Genomic DNA, 19,977 nt, shown 5'->3' with positions numbered 1-19,977 from the left:
TCCCACAGGGTGAGTGGATGTACGCAAAATCCGCGACCGACAAAAACCACTGTGGGAGCGGGCTTGCTCGCGAAGAGGGCCTGTCAGGCGACATCGATGGTGGGTGTAAGGACGCCTTCGCGAGCAAGCCCGCTCCCACAGGGTGTGTGGGTGTACGCAAAATCCGCGAGCAACCGAGACCCTGTGGGAGCGTGGCTTGCCCGCGATGCAGGCGCCTCGGTCTGTCAGGCCTGCCGCGGGGTATTCAGGTTCATCGACCGCACCGCCAACGCCGATGCCGTCTCTTCATCAATCGGCAACGAAAACCGAAACGTCGCCCCACGCCCCGGCACATCGATCAACTGAATCTCGCGCCCGTGCAGTTGCAGGATGCGATGCACGATCCGCAGCCCCAGCCCGCCATCACGCCGTGCGCCGCCGATGTTGAACGGGCGCAGGAACAGGCCTTCGCGCAGTTCCGGGGCAATGCCGGGGCCGGTATCGCTGATCGTGACTTCGATGAATGACCCTTGCGGACGCAGGCCCAGTTCGACCTCGCCACCGGCCGGGGTATGGCGCAGGGCGTTGTCGAACAGATTGGTCAGCACCCGCTCGATCAACCCGAGATCCGCGCAGGCCGCCGAGGCATTTGGCGCGAAGGTGGCCTTGAGTTCGACTTTGCGCGCTTCGGCAGTGAGTTCGAATTTCTGGAAGATGTCCTGGGCCAGATCGGTGAGAGAGAAGCGCTCCAGCACCGGTTGCACGAAGCCATGTTCCAGCCGCACCAGTTCCAGCAGCGACTGAGCCAGGCCACCGACCTTGCGGCTCTGGTCCAGCGCGATGCCGAGGTAGCGACGGCGGTCGGCGGGAGACAGCGTGGCGTCCTTGAGCGACAGGGTTTCCAGATATCCGTGTAGCGAAGCCAGTGGCGTGCGCAAGTCGTGGGAGATGTTCGCCACCAGTTCGCGGCGTTCCTGATCCTGGCGGGTCAACGAGCGCCATTGTTCTCCCAGGCGTGCCTGCATCTGCCGGAACGTGGCATCGAGCACGGCGATTTCATCGTGGCTCGCGGTTTTTTCCACCGCGACAGGCAGGGCCGGTGTGACCGGGACCCCATCGATGTCGAACTGGCTGACCGTTTCGGTCAAGCGGCGCAGTGGCCGGGTGATCAGGGCAAACGCGGTGAGACCGGCAATCAGGCACAGCAGCGCCACCAGTCCGATGGATAACAACGCTGTGTTGAGCGCCGCGCTGGTCGCGCCACGTTCGGCCAGGCGGTCGTGATCCTCACCGAGCAATACGACGTAGAGATAACCGGCCGGCTTGCCATCAACTTTCAGCGGTGCGGCGCTGAACACCTTGCGCGCATCGAGGCTGCGCGGGTCATCACCGAGAATCGGCAGGGCATCACCGCGCAACAGGCGCTGGACCGGCGCCAGGTCGACCCGTTCGCGTCGGATCCGGCCCTCGGGCGCAGCGCTGCCGACAATCTTGCCTGCGGAATCGAGCAGGTACACCTCGACGCTCGGGTTGACCTGCATCAGTTTGCTGAACAGGTCACGCACGGCGTTGGGCATCAGGCCCTGGGTGTCCATCAGCACCGTGTCATTGGCGATGTGCTGCGCCAGTTCCCGGGACAAGCCTTGCACCACTTCCTGCTCATGCATCTGGTTGGAGCGCACCTGCATCCACGCCGACGTGCCGCAGCACACCAGCAGCAGCACGGCGAACACCAGTGACAGGCGTTGCGTCAGGGTCAGCCTCATGGCTGTGGCTCCTCACCGGAGGCGAACTTGTAGCCGCGGCCCCACACCGTGAGGATGCGCACCGGTTGCGCCGGGTCGGCCTCGATCTTGGCGCGCAGGCGGTTGATGTGGGTGTTGACCGTGTGCTCGTAGCCTTCGTGGCTGTAGCCCCACACGGCATTGAGCAGGTCCATGCGCGAAAACACCTTGCCGGGCTGGCGGGCGAAGAAGTACAGCAAGTCGAACTCCCGGGGCGTGAGGTCCAGGCGCCGTCCGTCGAGGGCCACTTCGCGGGTGATCGGGTCGATGGCCAGGCCGTCGATGAGCAGGCTGCCGGCGTCCATCTTCAGGTTGCGCGCCATGGCATCGACCCGGCGCAGCAGCGCCTTGACCCGGGCCACCAGTTCCAGCATGGAAAACGGCTTGGCCAGGTAGTCGTCGGCACCCAGTTCGAGGCCGAGAATCCGGTGCACTTCGCTGGAGCGCGCACTGGTGATGATGATCGGCGTGTAGCGCGCCATGGCGCGGGCGCGGCGGCAGATTTCCAGGCCGTCGACGCCGGGCAGCATCAGGTCGAGAACCAGCGCATCCCAGTTGCCTTGCTGCAGCAGGCGCATGCCTTCGGCGCCATCGGCGCTGTGCACCACCTCGAACTGCTCATCGCGAAGATGCAGGCAGATCAGGTCGGCGATGTGCTGGTCGTCCTCGACCACGAGGACGCGTTTGGTCTGTTCCATCCAGGTCAATCCTTCAGCGCAATGTGCAAAAACCTGTGGGAGCGGGCTTGCTCGCGAAAGCGTCAGGTCAGCCAGTACCACCATCGACTGACACTCCGCCTTCGCGAGCAAGCCCGCTCCCACAGGAATAGCAGTGTTCAAGATCGGGCGTTATGCATTGTGCGGGTTTTTCGGAGCCCGAGTTATCACGAATTGTTTAACTTCCCGTGAGGATTTGGCGATCACCCAAAGCCTAGGCTGTGTTCCATGAAACACCCCTGGATTTTTGGGAGACGAGCATGTTTTCACGACGGCAATTTCTTCTGGCGAGCGGCGGGCTGGGGATGACGGCCCTGGCAATCGGCCTGTTGCCAAAGTTTTCCACAGGCACTGCATGGATCAGCGAGGCCAGCGCGGCCGAGGCGTTCGAAGTGACCCACAGCGACAGCGAATGGCACACGATCCTGAGCGATGAGCAGTACGACATCCTGCGCGAAGAGGGCACCGAACGGGCCTACAGCAGCCCGCTGAACAACGAGCACCGCGACGGCACTTTTGCTTGTGCCGGTTGCGAGCTGCCGTTGTTTTCCTCGGCGACAAAATTCGACAGTCGCACCGGCTGGCCGAGTTTCTGGGCACCGCTGGACAAGGCCGTGGCCACCCGTCAGGACCGTGCGTTCGGCATGGTCCGCGAGGAAGTTCACTGCCGGCGCTGCGGCGGGCATCTGGGGCATGTCTTCGACGACGGCCCGAAACCCACCGGCTTGCGCTACTGCATGAACGGCCTGGCGATGAAGTTCGTGCCGACGACGGTGTGATTCCCTACCACTCACTTTTTGCAGGTAATCGCCATGTGGCTGCTGGTCCTCGCTTATCTCGGTGGTGTGCTGACGATTGTCAGCCCGTGCATTCTGCCGGTATTGCCGTTTGTCTTCGCCCGTACCGGGCAACCCTTCGTCAAAAGCGGATTGCCGCTGCTGGTGGGGATGGCGCTGACCTTCGCGCTGGTCGCCACGTTGGCGGCAGTGGGTGGTGGCTGGGTGGTGCAGCTCAACCAGTACGGGCGCTGGCTGGCGCTGGTGTTCGTCGCGTTGTTCGGTCTGACCCTGTTGCTGCCGCAACTGGCCGAGCGCCTGACCCGGCCGTTGGTGGCGGCGGGCAGTCGTTTGTCGGAAGCGGCGGGCGCCGATGCGCGGCCGCGTCCCGGTGCTTCGTTCCTGATCGGCGTGGCCACCGGCCTGCTGTGGGCGCCGTGCGCCGGGCCGATCCTGGGCTTGTTGCTGACCGGTGCGGCGCTGCAAGGGGCGAGCACTCAAACGACCTTTTTGCTGCTGGCGTACGCCGCAGGTGCGGCCACCTCCCTCGCACTGGCGTTGCTGTTGGGCGGCAAAGTCTTTTCGGCGATGAAGCGCTCGATTGGCGCTGGCGAATGGGTGCGTCGCGGCCTCGGCGCGGCGATGCTGGCCGGTGTGGCGGCGATTGCCCTGGGTCTGGACACGGGCGTTCTGGCGCGGTTTTCCACGGCATCGACCGGTGGTATCGAACAAGCACTGGTGGAGAAACTGTCCGGCAAATCTCCGCGCAACAGCGCGGCGATGATGGCGCAGAACACGGCCTCCGAAGGCGCGGTGCAAGTGGCTGACAAAACCCCGGGCACCTTGCCGGTCGAAGGCAACCTGCCGCCGCTGGATGGCGCCGTACAATGGCTCAACTCGCCACCCCTCGATGCCCAGGCGCTGAAGGGCAAGGTCGTGCTGGTGGATTTCTGGACCTACTCCTGCATCAACTGCCTGCGTTCGCTGCCCTATGTGAAAGCCTGGGCCGAGAAGTATCGCGATCAAGGCCTGGTGGTAATCGGCGTGCACGCACCGGAGTTTGCCTTCGAACGCGACGTCAACAACGTCACCAAAGCCATGAAGGACTTGGGCATCAACTACCCGGTGGCCATCGACAACGAATTCAAGATCTGGCGCGCCTTCAACAACGAATACTGGCCGGCGCACTATTTTGCCGACGCTCAGGGCCGCATCCGTTATCACCATTTTGGCGAAGGCGCGTACGACGAATCGGAGCGGGTCATCCAGCAGTTGCTGCGTGAAGCCGGCGCCGCCAAGGTCTCGGACGGGCTGATCAATGCCAAGTCTGACGGCGTGCAAATGGCCCCGGACAGCAACGAAGTGCAGTCGCCGGAAACCTACGTCGGTTATCAGCGCGCGGAACATTTCGTACCGGAAACTGCACTGGTACCGGACAAGGTCGCGGCCTACAACCCACCAACGCAACTGGCCCTCAACGACTGGAGCCTGGGTGGCCAATGGCATGTCGGCGCGGAGCGGGCCACGGCCAACGCACCGGCCAGTCGCATCGTCTATCGCTTCCACGCCCGTGATTTGCATTTGGTGCTCGGCCCAGGCGCCGATGGCAAACCGGTGCGCTTCAAGGTGCTGATCGACGGCAAGGCGCCGGGTGCTGACCACGGCATGGACGTGGCCCCCGATGGCAGCGGCACCGTGACTGACCAGCGCTTGTATCAACTGGTGCGGCAGAACGGTGGCGTGACCGACCGGACTTTCAGCATCGAGTTTCTTGATCCGGGCGCGTCGGCCTATGCCTTCACCTTCGGCTGATATCCCTTCAACGCTTCAGGAGTTCGCCCCATGAAAACCCTCTTTACCTGGCGCCGTACCCTGCTGGGGTTGGCGGCTGCCGGCATCATCAGCCAATGTTCGGCCTTCTCCTTCGGCGGCGCCGAAGAGGCGGTGATCATTCCACCACCGGCCCTCGATGAAACCACCCAGGCCCGCAGCGAATCCGCCGTATTTGCCGGCGGCTGCTTCTGGGGTGTGCAAGGTGTGTTCCAGCATGTCAAAGGCGTGAAGAACGCCGTCTCCGGCTATGCAGGCGGTGCAGCCAATACCGCACAGTACGAGCGTGTCAGCGACGGTAATACCGGCCATGCGGAATCGGTCGAAGTCACTTTCGATCCAGCCCAGGTCAGCTACGGCACCTTGCTGCAGATCTACTTTTCAGTGGCGCACAACCCGACCGAACTCAATCGTCAGGGACCGGACAGCGGCACCCAGTATCGTTCGGCGGTCTTTACCAAAAGCCCCGAGCAGCAGCGGGTCGCACAGGCCTACATCACCCAGCTCGATGCCGCCCATGCTTTCGACAAACCGATCGTGACCAAACTCGAAACCTTCAACGGTTTCTACCCGGCGGAGGAAGAGCATCAGGACTTCCTGACCGAGCATCCGACCTATCCGTACATCGTGATCAACGATCTGCCGAAAGTGGCGCAATTGAAACAGCTGTACCCGGATCGCTATCAGGAACAACCGGTGCTGGTGAAAGCGGGGATGTAAATGGCGATCCGCGACTGCATGGCCTGTTGGATCAACTAGTGTTTGCCCCACATCTGTACGGCGAATTCGACGAAGCGCCGCAGTTTCGGCAACCGGTGGCGATCCTGGGCATAGACCAGGTGCATCGGTCGACTCGGCGGGCAGTAATCGGGCATCAAGGCCAGCAGTTTTCCGTCCTTGAGGTCCTGCTCGACCAAGGCGTCGGGCATCATCACGATGCCCATGCCGGTCCGCGCCGCTTGATGCAACCCCGCCGAACTGTTGATCAGCATCGGACCGCCGACCCCCACGCTGACTTCACCATCGGGGCCCGCCAGGCGCCATTCCTTTTGCACCGATTGCCAGTCATCCCCGGCCGGATAGGCAAAGGACAGGCAGTCGTGTTGACGCAGGTCTTCAGGTGTCCGCGGCGTGCCCCGGCGGGCCAGATACTCGGGTGACGCGCACATGGTCAGGGTGTAGTCGATCAGCGGGCGGGCGATCAGGTTGGAGGGCTCCAGCGCGCCGAGACGAAACGCTACATCCAGACCGTTTTCCAGCAGGTCCGGACGCCGGTTGGTCAGCACCACGTCGAGTTTCACTCGCGGGTTTTGCCGACTGAATTCGCTCAGGGCCGGCGCCAGGCGCTCGGTCCCGAAGGTCAAGGGTGCGGTGATGCGCAAATTGCCGCTCGGTTCGTCGACAGCCTGTTCGGCCAGGCGCTCGGAATCGGCCACCAACCCCAAGACTTCCAGGCAGCGCTGGTAGTACGCGGCGCCGAACTCGGTCAGCCGCTGGCGCCGCGTCGTGCGATTGAGCAGGCGCACGCCCAGCCGTTGCTCCAGGGCCTTGAGGTGGTTGCCGACCATGGTCGTGGACATTTCGCACTGCAAAGCGGCGGCGGTCATGCTGCCGGTCTCCACCACTTTGACGTAGACGGTCATTGCCTGGAACAGATCCATTATCAAGCTCTGCTTTTAAATGATTGAAGTTTTTCGCTGTTTATCCAGCTCTGGTGGCTAACCATACTGCAAAAACACCGACCCTTGCTGGAGCTTGATGTCATGACCGCCGCCTGCCTGATGAGCACTTACCAACCGCTGGCCTTGAGTTTCAACAAGGGCCTGGGCACTCGCCTGTGGGATCAGGCTGGGCGCGAATACCTGGATGCGGTCGCCGGTGTGGCGGTGACCAACGTCGGCCACTCCCACCCGAAAATCGTTGCGGCGATTACCGAGCAGGCCGGCTTGCTGCTGCATACGTCGAACCTCTACAGCATCGATTGGCAGCAACGGCTGGCGCAGAAATTGACCCGGCTGGCGGGCATGGACCGGGCGTTTTTCAACAACTCCGGGGCCGAAGCCAACGAAACCGCACTGAAAATCGCCCGGCTGCATGGCTGGCACAAAGGCATCGAGCAGCCGCTGGTGGTGGTCATGGAGAACGCGTTCCATGGCCGCACCCTCGGCACCTTGTCGGCCAGCGATGGCCCGGCAGTGCGCCTGGGGTTCAACCAGCTGCCGGGGGATTTCGTCAAAGTGCCGTTCGGCGACCTCGAAGCACTGGACAAGGTGCAACAGGCCTTTGGCTCGCGGATCGTGGCGGTGTTGATGGAGCCGATCCAGGGCGAAAGCGGCGTGCAACTCGCACCACCGGGTTATCTCAAGGCCGTGCGCGAACTGTGCAACCGGCGCTCATGGCTGTTGATGCTCGATGAAATCCAGACCGGCATCGGCCGCACCGGCCAGTGGTTCGCGTTCCAGCACGAAGGCATCGTCCCGGACGTCATGACCCTGGCCAAGGGCCTGGGCAACGGCGTGCCCATTGGCGCTTGCCTGGCCCGTGGCAAGGCGGCTGAACTGTTCACGCCGGGCAGTCACGGCAGCACGTTCGGCGGCAATCCGTTGGCCTGTCGGGTCGGCTGCACCGTGCTGGAGATCGTTGAAGAACAAGGGCTACTGGAAAACGCCCGGCGTCAGGGGGAGCACTTGCTCGATAGATTGCGCACAGAGTTGGCGGGCAATCCGAACGTGTTGGTGATTCGTGGCAAGGGTTTGATGATCGGCATCGAGCTCAAGCAACCGATCCGCGACCTGAGCCTGATCGCTGCCCGGGATCATGGCTTGCTGATCAACGTCACTCGGGGGAAAACCATTCGCCTGCTGCCGCCGTTGACTCTTGATGAGCGGGAGGTGGAGATGATTGTCAGGGGGGTGAGTGGTGTGGTGAAAGAGGGCTGAAGTTCTGCTCAGTAATGGTATCTGCACATCACGACGCGTATTTCGCCGTCTTCAACGGCATAGACCAGACGATGTTCAGCCGTAATCCGGCGTGACCAGAATCCGCTCAAGTTATGCTTGAGCGGTTCGGGTTTTCCCAGACCGTCGAAAGGCTCACGCTTGATAGCCTTGATCAACAGGTTGATACGTTTGAGCCCGGCCTTATCGTTCTGCTGGAACCAGAGATAATCGTCCCAGGCTTCCGGAGTGAACTCGATATTCATTCTTCAATCAGTTGCCTGGTTTTGGTTTTGCCGGCTCGCAGGTTACCGATTGATTTGATCAGGCGTTCAGCGTTGGCGGGGGAGCGCAGCAGATAGGCTGTCTCTTCGAGAGCGTTGTATTCGGCCAATGACATCATCACTACCGGCTCGCCTTTCTGACGGGTTACCAGTAGCGGGGCGCGATCTTCATTCACCCGGTCCATGGTTTGCGCCAGGTGTGCCCGAGCGTTGGTGTAGTTGATGGTTTCCATGTGATTGTCCTCGCTTGATGCAGAGAACGTACAGAAATGAGTACATGTTAGCAAGGCGATACCTACGAGTGGTTGTTACGTGGAAAGTGCAGCCACGTCTGTATCGAGTATCGCCGAATGTTCCTCGGGACGTTTCCGTGACAGATGTAATCCCATTCTGAGTGACATGCCATCCATTGGGTTTGTGTTCGACCAAAGCTGCGCAAACTTACAGGTGATGAATCAGCGTCGCGATTTCCTTTCGATCCGCCAATCGGATTTTCGCGCCGCAAAACCCCTCGAAAAGTCGCTGGTGCGCAGCAAATCCACTTGAATCATCACGCTTGCGGTAGCTGCCAGCCCACTCCAGCAATGCCACCAACCGTTCGTTATCCTGTGTTTCTCGCTGGTGAATGTTGGCCACGCATTCCTCGTCCCCGATGCTCAGCCAGATCAACGCCGTGACCCGATGGAGGACTTCGCTGGCGATCCAGCCGTAAACTCCTTCGATTACCCAGCGCTCCTCATCGGCCGCGATCCGCGCCATGGCCAATGCCTGTGGTCGGGGGCGGGCGATGCTGTGCGGGTCCGACAGCCAATGAATCGAATCCAGATCGACCCATGGCACTTGCAGGTGGCCGGCCAGTCGTTCGGCCAGCCAGCTCTTGCCGGACCCGGAATTACCGATGATCAGGGTTCGCGTCAGATCCAGGTCCTGTGCATTGCGACATTTCATCTTCATTCGCTGGAGTCCCGCCGGGTGAACCCGCAGAATCGACGCTCACTCAAGGGAAAGGAGCTCCGTCAGTGTGGATTCGAATTCTGTTGTTGATGATGCTGGGCATGGTTTCAGGCGTAAATTTTGCGACAGAGAAGCCGGGCATTGCCGGGAATTACACGCTGCAGGCCAGGGAAGTCGACTCCAAGCTGGTGCTGGAGCCTGATAACACTTTTGAAGCCTTCATCGAGTACGCCGGAGCCGAAGGTTCCGCCAAGGGTCACTGGAAGCGGGTCGACAATACCCTGACATTGACCAGTGACGCCGTCGAACCGCCCGCCGAAAACCTGCTGTTCAATTTAAGCCGTACCCACAGTCTGGCAGACCTGCAAGATGCGCATCAGCCCGACGGTGGCGACATGTTCAAGCAGGCGCAAAACCACTATGTGCTGAACCTGCGTTACGCCCGCTCCAGCCCCGTGCCGAGCATCGCCCCGGTGATGGTGACGTTCGAGTTCAACCAGGGACCGGCCAGCCAGCTGTTGTGGAACAACGCGGTGGGTCGACAGCTGTACTTGCCGTTTTCCGAACAGCGAACCCTGACCCGCATCGGTTTGCAAAGCAGTGCCGAGCAACCGCCACAATGGTTTGCCATCGACCCCGTGACCCGCACGCTTTCCTTGAGCTGGAAGGTTGATCGCGCGACCGGTCAAATGACTTATGGGCAACCGGATCAGCTTGGCCTGGCACAGTCGCAACAGTTTTTTCGCAATGCCCCCAAAGCGCTCGCGCAAATTGATCACAACTACATCCTGACCCTGATCTACGGAGTGACCGCCGAACCGCCGGCGATCAAGCCTGTGGATATCTATTGGTCGTTCGATGACGGTTCGGAGCAAACCCAGCGCTGGACCGATTCACGGCAAGCGCAATTGCTCATGCCGGCTCCGGCGGGCAAGGCCCTGAAAAGACTCGGTGTGAAGTTGAGCGACGATCAGAGCCCGCAATGGTTCGAGGTCGCGGCAGACAGCCGGGCAATCGACCTGATGTGGGACGAACGCGTCAACCCCACACAGATGCGCGATTTGTCCGGGGTCTTCAAAACCCTGGAGCTGGAGGTCAAGGGCGATTGCCTGGCGGTGGACCTGGGCAATGGCCTGGCGTGTTATCGCCAATAGCTTCAGTCATTGTGCTCGGGGGCAATCATCCGGGTCTTCGGCGAGCCATTCGAGTTGTGCTGATAGATCGTCTGCGGCTGCCCCAGGTCATTGAAAAACACCTGGCCGATGCCCGCCGAGTTCCATAGCCGCTCACCGGCTTCGGCGTGTTCGGGCACGTGGGGAACGATGCGCATGCGCCGCCGTTTGGTCAGCCAGTTCAGCGGCGAGCGTGGCGAGTACAGCCAGCGGTTGAGGCGGTCGAACCACTCGAGCAGGGTGGCGGGGAATTCGTTCTTGATGCCGCTGCTGGTGATCTGCCAGATGCGCGGCCCGGCCTTGCGGTGGCGAATCAGCACTTCGTAGACGAAGGAGTAATGCACATCGCCCGACAGCACCACGTAGTTACCGGGTGTGCGCGAGTGTCGGAAAATGTTCAGGATCACCTGCGCCGCGCCGCGATGGGCCATCCAGTTTTCCGCGTCCACCAGCAGTGGATAACCGCACCAGCTGAATACCCGCTGCACCGTTTCAATCAGCTTGACGCCGAAGATCGGCGCCGGTGAAACGATGATGGCGCTGGGATGGTCCAGCAGTTCCTGCTGCAGTTCGCTGAGGGCTTCCCAGTCGAGCAGGCCGGACGGCTGCTTGAGGTTCATTTCGCTGCGCCAGCGCCGGGTGCGGGTGTCGATCACCACGATGGCGGGGGTAGTCGGCAGCACGTAATGCCAATGCTGAAACTTCAGCAGGTCATCGATCAAGTCATCCTGAACCGAGCAATCGAGGTGACTGTCGTGTGTGCTGGCGCTCAATGCACTGGCCTTTTCCAGCACTGCACCGAACGCATCCGGATTGTTGCCCCAGCCCTGGCACAGCATGTACGCCAGCAGCGCGTTGCCGATGATGCGCCGCGAGAACGGATGGCCGTAGGCCGTTTCCTCCCATTGCGCGCTAAGGTTCCAGTCATCGGTGATGTCGTGGTCGTCGAAAATCATCAGCGTCGGTAGATGCGCCATAGCCCGGGAGACGTTGCCCAGGCCGGCCTTGAAGGCATCGATGCGCGTCTGCTCAAGGGCGTAACGCTGCAGTCTTTCCGGCGTCAGTGTGGGGGCCTGGGGCGCGATCAGGGTCCAGGGCGTTGGCGACCAGACCAGCAAGTACATGGCCATGACTTCGGCGAAGGTCACCAGGTGGTTGTCGGCACTGCTGCTGGTGAAAATCGGCTTGCGCGCCCCACCGAAAAAACGCTCGCGCAGGGTTTCATTGCTTTGCAGCGCCGGCAGCAGATCGGCACGGTGGTAGTAACTGGCCGGGTGCTCATAGAGCTTGGCACTGTCGCTGACCACGGCACCTTCGAGATGCTCCCCGTACAGACCCAGACGCTCGATCAAGGCGTGAATCGCCCGCAACATCGGCCCTGCCACATCGTCGGCGTAGACCTGATCGCCGGTCATCATCAGCAGTGCCGGGCGGTCCGTGGCTTGGTGTTCCTGCGCGAGCAGGGCGTCGACGCACAGCAAACCGTCGGTCGCCGGATGATGAGGCTTGCGACAGGAGCCATGGAGCAGTTGATCGATGCGAGAGCGCAGGACGAAGTTCGGGCAACCCGCATCGCCATACAGCAGGTGCGGCGCCCAATCGGCGATACCTTTGCCGTTTTCCAGCAGCAGGTCGTATTCGATAGGTTCGTCACAGGGCAGGGCGGCGTCCAGCGAGACATCGATCAAATGCACGAAGGCCTGGCCGCCTATCGCAATGACCGTGCACTGCCCGGTATCCAGTCGGATGTCGACGCGGCCCTGCAAGCGCAGGGTCAACGCCAGGGCGCGCGATCCCACCAGCCACAACACCAGGCGCGTTGGCTCCAGCCGCCGCAGCAGCGGGCCGGCGAGGACCGGTGGCAATGAGGTTTGATGTTCAGGCAATTGCAAGGGTACGGACATCCAGGGTCAAGGCTCTTGGCGCACAGGCGGGCGATGATACCGCAGATGGTTTCTGTTGCCTGTTAAGCATTACAGGCTGTTTGGGGAAGGGGATGCCTGAGGCAGAAGGTGAATGATGTAAAGAAATGAGCGTTTTTTTATAGATGAATATTGTGTGGTGCCATAGGTTTAAGTTGGCCCGCTGTTTTTAATGGTGGTGAAAACGTAATTTTAAGTATCTCAAGGGAGAGTTGGTTATATGTGGATGTCAAGGGTTAGTACTCCTTCACCGGAAATGCGTTTTCGCTGCACTGGCCCTGAACTAGCTGAGTTGAGTAGTAAAATGAAGGAGGAACTCGATTCTGTTAGTCAGGGTAAATTAGAGTTATATTTGGTGTTTGAAAAAAGTAAAATGTCGAGCTTATCGAACTCGGAGAAACAAAAGCTCGTAGAGGACTCAGGAACGCTTCTTAAGAAAAGTTCAAAAGGCTTGGAGCTTGCCGCTCTTACTGAGAAACTTGCGAGAGATAATCAACACTATGATTGGATAATGACCATCGCTGATGCTCGAATATATTCTTCGAGTGCAAAGTCGGATGCCGAGGTGATTAAAGATCTCCGCGATGATTGTTTGGAAAGCCTGCTGAAAGGTGAAACTACAAAGAAAAAGTCCGTAAGTTTTGACCCGGAGGTAAAAAAGTACGATCCACCGCGTGATTTAAAATAAAGTTGAAATAACCATTGGGTGGTGTTTTTCACAGCCACCCAATTCTTTATGATGAATCGGTCCATTACAATCCACTGGTATCCTTCCCGACCTCGAGCAGCATGAAATGAACAAAATCCTCCTGCCAGCCCTGGCTATTTTGCTGTTAGCCCAATCCCCGGCCCACGCCATCAATGACAAATACCGCAAGCAACTGGAGAAATCCGGCTGCACCCAGATGAGTGAGTTGCAGGGCTGCGATATTCACAAGACCAAGGCTGAAAACGCCAAGGCAGGGTTCACCAACCCCTCTACACCTGCCGCTGGCGAGAAAGCCGGAGAGCAGGCCCCTGACACAAAGGAGGGCGCCACCCCACCTGTCACGAAATGAAAAGCCATTGTCGTCTGATGAGAAGCGTCTCAACAGGCCTCGTCCTACAGTCCAATCAGCGCAATTCGATGCAACACGCCCATATTGCAGATTGGAGAATAAGAAAAATGGCCAAAGCCGTACGCTTTTACGAAACCGGTGGTCCCGAAGTTCTACGTTATGAGGACGTCGAAGTCGGCGAACCCGGGCCAGGCCAGGTTCGGCTTCGTCATGTGGCAGTCGGCCTGAACTATGCCGACACCTACTTCCGTAACGGTACCTACCCGATTCCGATGCCCAACGGCATGGGCGTCGAAGCCTCTGGCGTAGTCCAGGCCGTGGGGGAAGGGGTCACCAACGTCGAAGTCGGTGATCGCGTCACCTACACCGGTTTCCTCAACACCCTCGGCGCCTACAGCACCGAGCGCCTGATCCCGGCCGCACCGCTGATCAAGCTGCCGGAAACCATCAGCTTCGAGACCGCTGCCGCGATGACCATGCGCGGTTTGACGTCTTCGTACCTGATGCGTCGCATCTACGACTTCAAACCGGGCGACAGCATCCTGTTGCACGCCGCCGCTGGCGGTGTCGGCCTGATCGTTTCGCAGTGGGCCAAGTTGCTCGGCCTGAACGTGATCGGCACGGTTTCGACCGAGCAAAAGGCGGAAATCGCCCGGGCTCACGGTTGCGACCATACGATCAACTACAGCCATGAAGACGTCGCCGCTCGCGTTCGCGAATTGACCGACGGCGTGGGCGTCAACGTGGTGTTCGACAGCGTTGGCAAGAACACCTTCATGGGCTCGCTGGATTCGTTGAAGCCCCGTGGCCTGATGGTCTGCGTGGGTACCGCATCCGGACCGATCCCGGCGTTCGACCCGGTGATGCTGGCGATGAAAGGTTCGCTGTACCTGACCCGTCCGGCCCTGGCCAACTACATCAGCGACCCTGCGGAAAAAGCCGCCCTGGCCGGCGAACTGTTCGACCACGTCGGCAGCGGCCGGATCAAGATCGAGATCAACCAGCACTACGCCTTGCAGGATGCCGTGCAGGCCCATCGCGACCTTGAATCTCGCAAGACCACGGGCTCGTCGATTTTCGTCGTTTAAGGAGCTACCAGCCATGAAAGTCGAACAATTGACCTGCAGCATTGGCGCCGAACTGATCGGCGTCAACCTGGCCGACGCCGTGCATGACGACGGCCTGTTTGCCGAGATCCGCGCCCAGTTGCTCAAGCACCGCGTGGTGTTCCTGCGTGATCAGGACATCACCCGCGCCGAGCACGTGGCCTTCGCCCGGCGTTTCGGCGAGCTGGAGGATCATCCGGTGGCCGGCAGCGATCCGGAGCATCCGGGTCTGGTGCAAATCTACAAGCGTCCGGACCAGCCGGCAGACCGCTACGAAAACTCCTGGCACAGCGACGCCACCTGGCGTGATGCTCCGCCGATGGGCTGCGTATTGCGTTGCCTGGAGTGTCCGCCGGTGGGCGGTGACACCATGTGGGCCAACATGGTCGAGGCCTACGCGCGTTTGCCCGAAGACGTGAAGGTGAAGATCGCCGACCTGCGTGCCCGCCACAGCATCGAAGCCAGCTTCGGCGCCGCCATGCCGATCGAAAAACGCCTGGCACTCAGGGAGAGATTCCCGGATGCCGAGCACCCGGTGGTGCGCACTCACCCGGAAACCGGCGAGAAGGTGCTGTTCGTCAACGCCTTCGCCACTCACCTCAGCAACTACCACACGCCTGAGCGGGTGCGCTTTGGCCAGGACGCCAATCCCGGCGCCGGCGAGTTGCTGCGCTACCTGATCAGCCAGGCGTACATCCCCGAGTATCAGGTGCGCTGGCGCTGGAAGCCGAACAGCATCGCCATCTGGGACAACCGCAGTACCCAGCACTACGCCGTCATGGATTACCCGCCGTGCCATCGCAAGATGGATCGCGCCGGGATCATCGGCGACAAGACGTTCTGATCGAACGCCACCTGCATTCGCACTCGTAAACACGCCTGCCCGGCACGACCCCGGGTGGGCGGGACAATCATAAGAACTGGAGTAGATCATGCAATTCTTCGACGATTCCCTGCACCCGGAAAACATGGATAAGGTAGTCATTACCGTGGCCCCGTACGGCCCGGAGTGGATGCCGGAAGATTTCCCGGAAGACATCCCGCTGACCATGGACGAGCAAGTCCAGAAGGCGGTCGATTGCTATGAAGCCGGCGCCACCGTGCTGCACCTGCATGTGCGCGAACTGGACGGCAAGGGCTCCAAGCGCCTGTCGAAATTCAACGAGCTGATCGCCGGTGTGCGTGAAGCCGTGCCGGACATGATCATCCAGGTCGGCGGCTCGATTTCCTTCGCCCCGGAAAGTGACGGCGAAGCGGCCAAGTGGCTGTCCGACGACACCCGTCACATGCTGGCCGAGCTGACGCCGAAACCGGATCAGGTCACGGTGGCGATCAACACCACCCAGATGAACATCATGGAGCTGTTGTACCCGGAGTACCTGAAAGGCACCTCCCTGGACAACCCGATGATCCACGCTGCCTACAGCGAAATGACCGTTCCGGCCGGCCCAGCCTGGGTTGCCGAGCACCTCAAGCGCCTGATGGACAACGGCATCCAGCCGCACTTCCAGCTGACCGGCATGCACGCCCTGGAAACCCTCGAGCGCCTGGTGCGTCGTGGCGTTTACAAAGGCCCGCTGAACCTGACCTGGATCGGCATCGGCGGCGGTTTCGACGGCCCGAACCCGTTCAACTTCTTCAACTTCATTCACCGCGCGCCGGACGGTTGCACCTTGACCTCCGAGTCGCTGCTGAAAAACGTCATGCCGTTCAACACCATGTCGATGGCCATGGGCATGCACCCGCGTGTAGGCAACGAAGACACTATCATTGACCACAAGGGCGACCGTTTCGGTTCCGTTGCCCAGATCCAGCAAACCGTGCGCATTGCCCATGAACTGGGCCGTGAAATCGCCACCGGCAAAGAGGCCCGCGAGATCTACCGCATCGGCGTGCAGTACGAAACCATCGAAGAAACCCTGTTGGCCAACGGCATGGCCCCCAACCGCAAGGCTGGGCAGAAAGGTACTCCGCAACGCGGTTGACCGAGGGTCGGGACGAGAGGCCGTGACCTCTCGTCTGCCTGACCGTTACACGCTTGATAACAAAAATAAAACAAAGCTCTTGAGGAGGCTGCATGGCCTTTCACCCAATCGCCGCTGACGATGACGACGCAAGCTGCGTCGGCGTTGCGCGCCAATATGCCTGGATCGTCTTTGCCTTGACGTTCGGCCTGTTGATTTCCGATTACATGTCGCGTCAGGTGCTGAACGCGGTATTCCCGCTGCTCAAGACTGAGTGGGCGTTGAGCGACGGACAGCTCGGTCTGCTCAGCGGCATCGTCGCCCTGATGGTCGGCCTGCTGACGTTTCCCCTGTCGTTGATGGCCGACCGCTTCGGCCGGGTCAAGAGCCTGGCGCTGATGGCGTTCCTCTGGAGCGTGGCGACCCTCGGTTGCGCGCTGGCGCAGGACTACCAGCAGATGTTCATCGCGCGGTTCATGGTCGGCGTCGGCGAAGCGGCCTACGGCAGCGTCGGTATCGCGGTGGTGATTTCGGTGTTCCCCAAAAACATGCGCGCCACCCTGGCCAGCGCCTTCATGGCCGGCGGGATGTTCGGTTCGGTGTTGGGCATGGCTTTGGGCGGTGCGATTGCCGCCAAGCTGGGCTGGCGCTGGTCGTTCGCCGGCATGTCGCTGTTTGGCCTGTTTCTGGCGGTGCTCTATCCGCTGATCGTCAAGGAAGCGCGCATTGCGCCACAACGTGCCGCGCAGATTGCGAACAAGACGGCTGCCGCGGTCAAGCGTCCGCTGCGCACCCTGTGGTCCAGCCGTTCGGTGGTAGCGACCTACGTCGCCAGCGGTTTGCAGTTGTTCGTCGGCGGTACGGTGATGGTGTGGATTCCCAGCTACCTCAACCGCTACTACGACATGCCCACCGACAAGGCCGGCGGCATGGCGGCGATCATTGTGCTGTGCAGCGGCGCGGGGATGATCCTGTGCGGCATGTTGAGTGATCGCCTGTGTCGCAACTCGCCGGAGCGCAAGGTCAGCCTGGCCATCGGTTTTTGCCTGGGCAGTTGCTTGCTGCTGTCGGCAGCGTTTGCCTTGCAGGCCGGACCGGTGCAACTGCTGCTGATCTGCCTGGGCATGTTGATTGCCACGGGTACCACGGGCCCCGCCGGTGCGATGGTTGCCAACCTGACCCATTACTCGGTGCACGGTACCGCGTTCGCCACGCTGACCCTGGCCAACAACATGCTCGGGCTGGCACCGGGGCCGTTCCTCACCGGTCGGGTGTCCGACCTGATCGGTCTGCATGCCGCGTTTCAACTGGTGCCACTGGTCAGCCTCGCGGCGGCAGCGGTGTTCTTTTATGCCAAGTGTCATTACCACAAAGATATTGCCCGCCTTCAGGGTCAGAGCGTGCCTGACCCTATCGTTGAAGCCGGGATAGAGGTGAAGTTGTGAGTCGTCGTTTACGTATTGATGTGTTTTTCGATTTTATCTGCCCGTGGTGCCTGATCGGCAAACGCCAACTGGAGCATGCGCAAGTGCAGTTTCGCAGCCGCCATCCGGACGTGCAGATCACCACGGTGTGGCATGGCGTGCAGTTGCTGCCGCAGATACCGGTAGAGGGTGAGCCCTTCGCCGATTTCTACCGCAAGCGCCTGGGCAATGCCGATGCCATGACCATGCGCCAGAAACAGGTGCAGCAGGCTGCCAGTGCGGTGGGCCTGGCCATTGACCTCAGTCGCATCGAGACGATGCCCAACACCGCGGACGCCCATCGTTTGTTCGCGCGTGCCAGCACACTGGGCAATGCCAGTCAGCGTGAAATGCTGCTCGAGCGACTGTTCGCCGCTTATTTCCTGAGACGCGAAAACCTCGGTTGCCGTGAGACCCTGCTCGCCATTGCCCGCTCCTGCGGCATCGCCACGGACGAACTGGTCGATTGCCTGAAGGGCGACGCCACGCCATTTGCAGGCCCCCCCGGCGCGACCAGCGGCGTGCCGAGCTTTCAGTTCGACGGCCGTTTGACCGTGATCGGTGCGCAACCGGCCCAGGCGCTGCTCGGGGCCATGAACGAAGCCCTCAAGGAAAGTGAGCGCGAGCGGCAGCCAGCATGACCCGGCGCATTCCCGTACCGGCCGGCAAATACCCGCCGGCCGGTGGCCGGGCGCTGTTCGAATTCGAAGACAAAAGCCTGGCGCTGTTCAACGTCGACGGGCAGTTGTTCGCCATCGACGACAGCTGTCCGCATCAGGGCTCTTCGCTATGCGGAGGGCGTCTTGAAGGCCGGGTGATTCAATGCCTCGCCCATGGTTTGCGCTTCGATTTGCACAGCGGCTACCTGCTCAATTCAAGGCAGGTCAAAGTCACCAACTACCCGGTCGAGATCATCGACGGCCAGGCGTTTATCGTCATCGCAACCGAGGAGTCCGCGCCATGAGCGCCATTGCTCTCACCCGTATCCACAGTCGCACGCGCGAACTGGCACCGGGGTTTATCGTCAGTCTGATCGTGGCCGCCGCCGCCTCGTTCCTGTCCGAGCACTACGGTGCGCCGGTCATGCTGTTCGCCTTGCTGCTGGGCATGGCCCTGAATTTTCTCGCCGATGACGGCCCGTGCAAGGCCGGTGTCGAGTTCACCGCCCGTACCGTGCTGCGCATCGGCGTGGCGCTGCTGGGCATGCGCATCACCCTGGAACAAATGGCGGCGCTGGGCTGGAAGCCGATAGCGCTGGTGGTGATCCTGGTGGTGGTGACCATCAGCGTGTCTGTGATCGCCGCGAAGTTTCTGGGTTTCTCGCGGCTGTTCGGCATGCTCACCGGTGGCGCCACGGCGATCTGCGGCGCCTCGGCAGCCTTGGCACTGGCGGCGGCGTTGCCGAACCATCCGCAGAAAGAGCGCGCGACCTTGTTCACGGTGATCGGCGTGTCGGCGTTGTCGACCCTGGCGATGATCGTCTATCCAATGATTGCCAACTGGTTATCGCTTTCACCGCAAGTGGCCGGGGTGTTCCTCGGGGCCACCATCCACGACGTCGCCCAAGTGGTCGGCGCCGGCTACGGCATGTCGACCGAGACCGGTGACACCGCCACCGTGGTTAAGCTGATGCGAGTTGCCATGCTCCTGCCGGTGATCGTCACTGCCGCGATGATCACCCGCATGCAAGGCGCCGACCCGACCGGCAAGCGTCCGCCACTGTTGCCGTGGTTCGCCGTCGGCTTTCTGATCCTGGCCTGCATCAACAGCACCGGCTGGATCGCGCCGGCGGTGCAAGGCTCGGTCAACGAACTGTCGCGCTGGTGTCTGGTGATTTCCATCAGTGCCCTGGGCATGAAGACCCGGCTCAGGGAACTGGCAGCGGTCGGTATCAAGCCGATTCTGCTGATGGTCGGGGAGACGGTGTTCCTCGTCGTGCTGGTGCTGCTGTTGCTGCGCTGGGGGCTCTGAACGCGTCACCACCCATACGTGTTATGGCAGGACCACGCGGCGTTGACTCCTCATGCCGTGGG

The 19,977-nt window shown here is 61.1% G+C and carries 21 protein-coding genes; 14 read left to right on the top strand and 7 right to left on the bottom strand.

The genetic code is table 11. The features are described 5' to 3' along the window. Positions 1–224 precede the first annotated feature (224 nt). Both KGA88_RS21685 and KGA88_RS21680 read right to left on the bottom strand, forming a co-directional pair. Positions 225–1,745 carry a sensor histidine kinase gene (locus KGA88_RS21685; protein WP_223594203.1) on the bottom strand — a complete coding sequence of 507 codons (1,521 nt, stop codon included), beginning with the start codon at positions 1,743–1,745 and terminating at the stop codon, positions 225–227. Continuing rightward, positions 1,742–2,461: a response regulator transcription factor gene (locus KGA88_RS21680; protein ID WP_223594202.1), complete on the bottom strand. Its 720-nt coding sequence runs from the start codon at positions 2,459–2,461 to the stop codon at positions 1,742–1,744. The genes KGA88_RS21685 and KGA88_RS21680 overlap by 4 nt, the downstream gene beginning before the upstream one ends. 278 nt (positions 2,462–2,739) lie before the next feature. On the opposite strand from KGA88_RS21680, the gene msrB reads away from it, so the two are divergent. The 3 genes from msrB to msrA are packed head-to-tail and all read left to right on the top strand — an operon-like array spanning position 2,740 to position 5,805. Then, positions 2,740–3,258, top strand: a complete 519-nt coding sequence (gene msrB / locus KGA88_RS21675) for a peptide-methionine (R)-S-oxide reductase MsrB (protein WP_223594201.1) — start codon at positions 2,740–2,742, stop codon at positions 3,256–3,258. Positions 3,259–3,291: 33 nt separating this feature from the next. Then, entirely contained in the window at positions 3,292–5,067 is a 1,776-nt protein-coding gene (locus KGA88_RS21670; RefSeq protein ID WP_223594200.1) for a cytochrome c biogenesis protein DipZ, read from the top strand. A gap of 30 nt (positions 5,068–5,097) precedes the next feature. Continuing rightward, the gene (gene msrA / locus KGA88_RS21665; protein WP_223594199.1) at positions 5,098–5,805 is read left to right on the top strand and encodes a peptide-methionine (S)-S-oxide reductase MsrA; all 708 of its coding nucleotides are present in this window, start codon (positions 5,098–5,100) and stop codon (positions 5,803–5,805) included. A 35-nt stretch (positions 5,806–5,840) separates the two neighbouring features. Here msrA and KGA88_RS21660 read toward each other — a convergent pair whose 3' ends face one another. Further along, positions 5,841–6,746, bottom strand: coding sequence for a LysR family transcriptional regulator (locus KGA88_RS21660; RefSeq protein ID WP_223594198.1), 906 nt, complete (start codon positions 6,744–6,746; stop codon positions 5,841–5,843). Between the two features lie 102 nt (positions 6,747–6,848). On the opposite strand from KGA88_RS21660, the gene KGA88_RS21655 reads away from it, so the two are divergent. Further along, positions 6,849–8,024, top strand: a complete 1,176-nt coding sequence (locus tag KGA88_RS21655) for an aspartate aminotransferase family protein (RefSeq protein ID WP_110662029.1) — start codon at positions 6,849–6,851, stop codon at positions 8,022–8,024. A gap of 8 nt (positions 8,025–8,032) precedes the next feature. Here the strand turns inward: KGA88_RS21655 and KGA88_RS21650 are convergent, their stop codons facing one another. From KGA88_RS21650 to KGA88_RS21640, 3 genes are all read right to left on the bottom strand, one after another. Continuing rightward, positions 8,033–8,287, bottom strand: a complete 255-nt coding sequence (locus KGA88_RS21650) for a Txe/YoeB family addiction module toxin (RefSeq protein WP_223594197.1) — start codon at positions 8,285–8,287, stop codon at positions 8,033–8,035. After that, entirely contained in the window at positions 8,284–8,538 is a 255-nt protein-coding gene (locus KGA88_RS21645; RefSeq protein WP_056728535.1) for a type II toxin-antitoxin system prevent-host-death family antitoxin, read from the bottom strand. The genes KGA88_RS21650 and KGA88_RS21645 overlap by 4 nt, the downstream gene beginning before the upstream one ends. Positions 8,539–8,746: 208 nt before the next feature. After that, positions 8,747–9,229: an adenylate kinase gene (locus KGA88_RS21640; RefSeq protein ID WP_223594211.1), complete on the bottom strand. Its 483-nt coding sequence runs from the start codon at positions 9,227–9,229 to the stop codon at positions 8,747–8,749. Positions 9,230–9,324: 95 nt separating this feature from the next. On the opposite strand from KGA88_RS21640, the gene KGA88_RS21635 reads away from it, so the two are divergent. Beyond that, complete coding sequence (locus KGA88_RS21635) at positions 9,325–10,413, top strand: hypothetical protein (protein ID WP_223594196.1); 1,089 nt, start codon at positions 9,325–9,327, stop codon at positions 10,411–10,413. A 2-nt stretch (positions 10,414–10,415) separates the two neighbouring features. Here the strand turns inward: KGA88_RS21635 and KGA88_RS21630 are convergent, their stop codons facing one another. After that, a complete protein-coding gene (locus KGA88_RS21630) occupies positions 10,416–12,335 on the bottom strand; it encodes an alkaline phosphatase D family protein (protein WP_223594195.1) in 1,920 nt (639 codons plus the stop codon). Between the two features lie 322 nt (positions 12,336–12,657). Here KGA88_RS21630 and KGA88_RS21625 point away from each other — a divergent pair, with 322 nt between their 5' ends. From KGA88_RS21625 to KGA88_RS21585, 9 genes are all read left to right on the top strand, one after another. Continuing rightward, a complete protein-coding gene (locus KGA88_RS21625; RefSeq protein WP_110662450.1) occupies positions 12,658–13,041 on the top strand; it encodes a hypothetical protein in 384 nt (127 codons plus the stop codon). Positions 13,042–13,147: 106 nt separating this feature from the next. Then, a complete protein-coding gene (locus tag KGA88_RS21620; RefSeq protein ID WP_110662451.1) occupies positions 13,148–13,411 on the top strand; it encodes a hypothetical protein in 264 nt (87 codons plus the stop codon). Between the two features lie 107 nt (positions 13,412–13,518). Then, on the top strand, positions 13,519–14,499 hold the full coding sequence (locus KGA88_RS21615) for a quinone oxidoreductase family protein (RefSeq protein ID WP_008050013.1): 981 nt from the start codon (positions 13,519–13,521) through the stop codon (positions 14,497–14,499). 13 nt (positions 14,500–14,512) lie between these two features. Continuing rightward, positions 14,513–15,361, top strand: coding sequence for a TauD/TfdA dioxygenase family protein (locus KGA88_RS21610; RefSeq protein WP_223594194.1), 849 nt, complete (start codon positions 14,513–14,515; stop codon positions 15,359–15,361). A gap of 88 nt (positions 15,362–15,449) precedes the next feature. Beyond that, positions 15,450–16,502 carry a 3-keto-5-aminohexanoate cleavage protein gene (locus KGA88_RS21605; RefSeq protein WP_223594193.1) on the top strand — a complete coding sequence of 351 codons (1,053 nt, stop codon included), beginning with the start codon at positions 15,450–15,452 and terminating at the stop codon, positions 16,500–16,502. A gap of 92 nt (positions 16,503–16,594) precedes the next feature. Beyond that, on the top strand, positions 16,595–17,926 hold the full coding sequence (locus KGA88_RS21600; RefSeq protein WP_223594192.1) for an MFS transporter: 1,332 nt from the start codon (positions 16,595–16,597) through the stop codon (positions 17,924–17,926). Further along, positions 17,923–18,585, top strand: coding sequence for a DsbA family protein (locus tag KGA88_RS21595; protein ID WP_223594191.1), 663 nt, complete (start codon positions 17,923–17,925; stop codon positions 18,583–18,585). Before KGA88_RS21600 ends, KGA88_RS21595 begins: the two co-directional genes overlap by 4 nt. After that, positions 18,582–18,908, top strand: a complete 327-nt coding sequence (locus KGA88_RS21590; protein WP_160387147.1) for a Rieske (2Fe-2S) protein — start codon at positions 18,582–18,584, stop codon at positions 18,906–18,908. The genes KGA88_RS21595 and KGA88_RS21590 overlap by 4 nt, the downstream gene beginning before the upstream one ends. Next, on the top strand, positions 18,905–19,915 hold the full coding sequence (locus KGA88_RS21585) for a YeiH family protein (RefSeq protein WP_223594190.1): 1,011 nt from the start codon (positions 18,905–18,907) through the stop codon (positions 19,913–19,915). Before KGA88_RS21590 ends, KGA88_RS21585 begins: the two co-directional genes overlap by 4 nt. Positions 19,916–19,977: the final 62 nt, after the last annotated feature.

The sequence above is a fragment of the Pseudomonas sp. A-R-19 genome (assembly GCF_019956575.1).
GTDB lineage: Bacteria > Pseudomonadota > Gammaproteobacteria > Pseudomonadales > Pseudomonadaceae > Aquipseudomonas.
Note: the sequence above shows the minus strand (reverse complement) of the source record. Positions and strands in the feature narration are given on the sequence as shown.

Excerpts from the sequence above, each read along its gene's own strand:
- KGA88_RS21670 (WP_223594200.1), top strand. The coding sequence starts at position 3,292 with ATGTGGCTGCTGGTCCTCGCTTATCTCGGTGGTGTGCTGACGATTGTC.
- msrA (WP_223594199.1), top strand. The coding sequence starts at position 5,098 with ATGAAAACCCTCTTTACCTGGCGCCGTACCCTGCTGGGGTTGGCGGCT.
- KGA88_RS21630 (WP_223594195.1), bottom strand. The coding sequence starts at position 12,335 with ATGTCCGTACCCTTGCAATTGCCTGAACATCAAACCTCATTGCCACCG.
- KGA88_RS21650 (WP_223594197.1), bottom strand. The coding sequence starts at position 8,287 with ATGAATATCGAGTTCACTCCGGAAGCCTGGGACGATTATCTCTGGTTC.
- KGA88_RS21680 (WP_223594202.1), bottom strand. The coding sequence starts at position 2,461 with ATGGAACAGACCAAACGCGTCCTCGTGGTCGAGGACGACCAGCACATC.
- msrB (WP_223594201.1), top strand. The coding sequence starts at position 2,740 with ATGTTTTCACGACGGCAATTTCTTCTGGCGAGCGGCGGGCTGGGGATG.
- KGA88_RS21685 (WP_223594203.1), bottom strand. The coding sequence starts at position 1,745 with ATGAGGCTGACCCTGACGCAACGCCTGTCACTGGTGTTCGCCGTGCTG.
- KGA88_RS21590 (WP_160387147.1), top strand. The coding sequence starts at position 18,582 with ATGACCCGGCGCATTCCCGTACCGGCCGGCAAATACCCGCCGGCCGGT.
- KGA88_RS21660 (WP_223594198.1), bottom strand. The coding sequence starts at position 6,746 with ATGGATCTGTTCCAGGCAATGACCGTCTACGTCAAAGTGGTGGAGACC.
- KGA88_RS21655 (WP_110662029.1), top strand. The coding sequence starts at position 6,849 with ATGACCGCCGCCTGCCTGATGAGCACTTACCAACCGCTGGCCTTGAGT.
- KGA88_RS21585 (WP_223594190.1), top strand. The coding sequence starts at position 18,905 with ATGAGCGCCATTGCTCTCACCCGTATCCACAGTCGCACGCGCGAACTG.
- KGA88_RS21600 (WP_223594192.1), top strand. The coding sequence starts at position 16,595 with ATGGCCTTTCACCCAATCGCCGCTGACGATGACGACGCAAGCTGCGTC.
- KGA88_RS21620 (WP_110662451.1), top strand. The coding sequence starts at position 13,148 with ATGAACAAAATCCTCCTGCCAGCCCTGGCTATTTTGCTGTTAGCCCAA.
- KGA88_RS21605 (WP_223594193.1), top strand. The coding sequence starts at position 15,450 with ATGCAATTCTTCGACGATTCCCTGCACCCGGAAAACATGGATAAGGTA.
- KGA88_RS21645 (WP_056728535.1), bottom strand. The coding sequence starts at position 8,538 with ATGGAAACCATCAACTACACCAACGCTCGGGCACACCTGGCGCAAACC.
- KGA88_RS21610 (WP_223594194.1), top strand. The coding sequence starts at position 14,513 with ATGAAAGTCGAACAATTGACCTGCAGCATTGGCGCCGAACTGATCGGC.
- KGA88_RS21625 (WP_110662450.1), top strand. The coding sequence starts at position 12,658 with ATGAAGGAGGAACTCGATTCTGTTAGTCAGGGTAAATTAGAGTTATAT.
- KGA88_RS21615 (WP_008050013.1), top strand. The coding sequence starts at position 13,519 with ATGGCCAAAGCCGTACGCTTTTACGAAACCGGTGGTCCCGAAGTTCTA.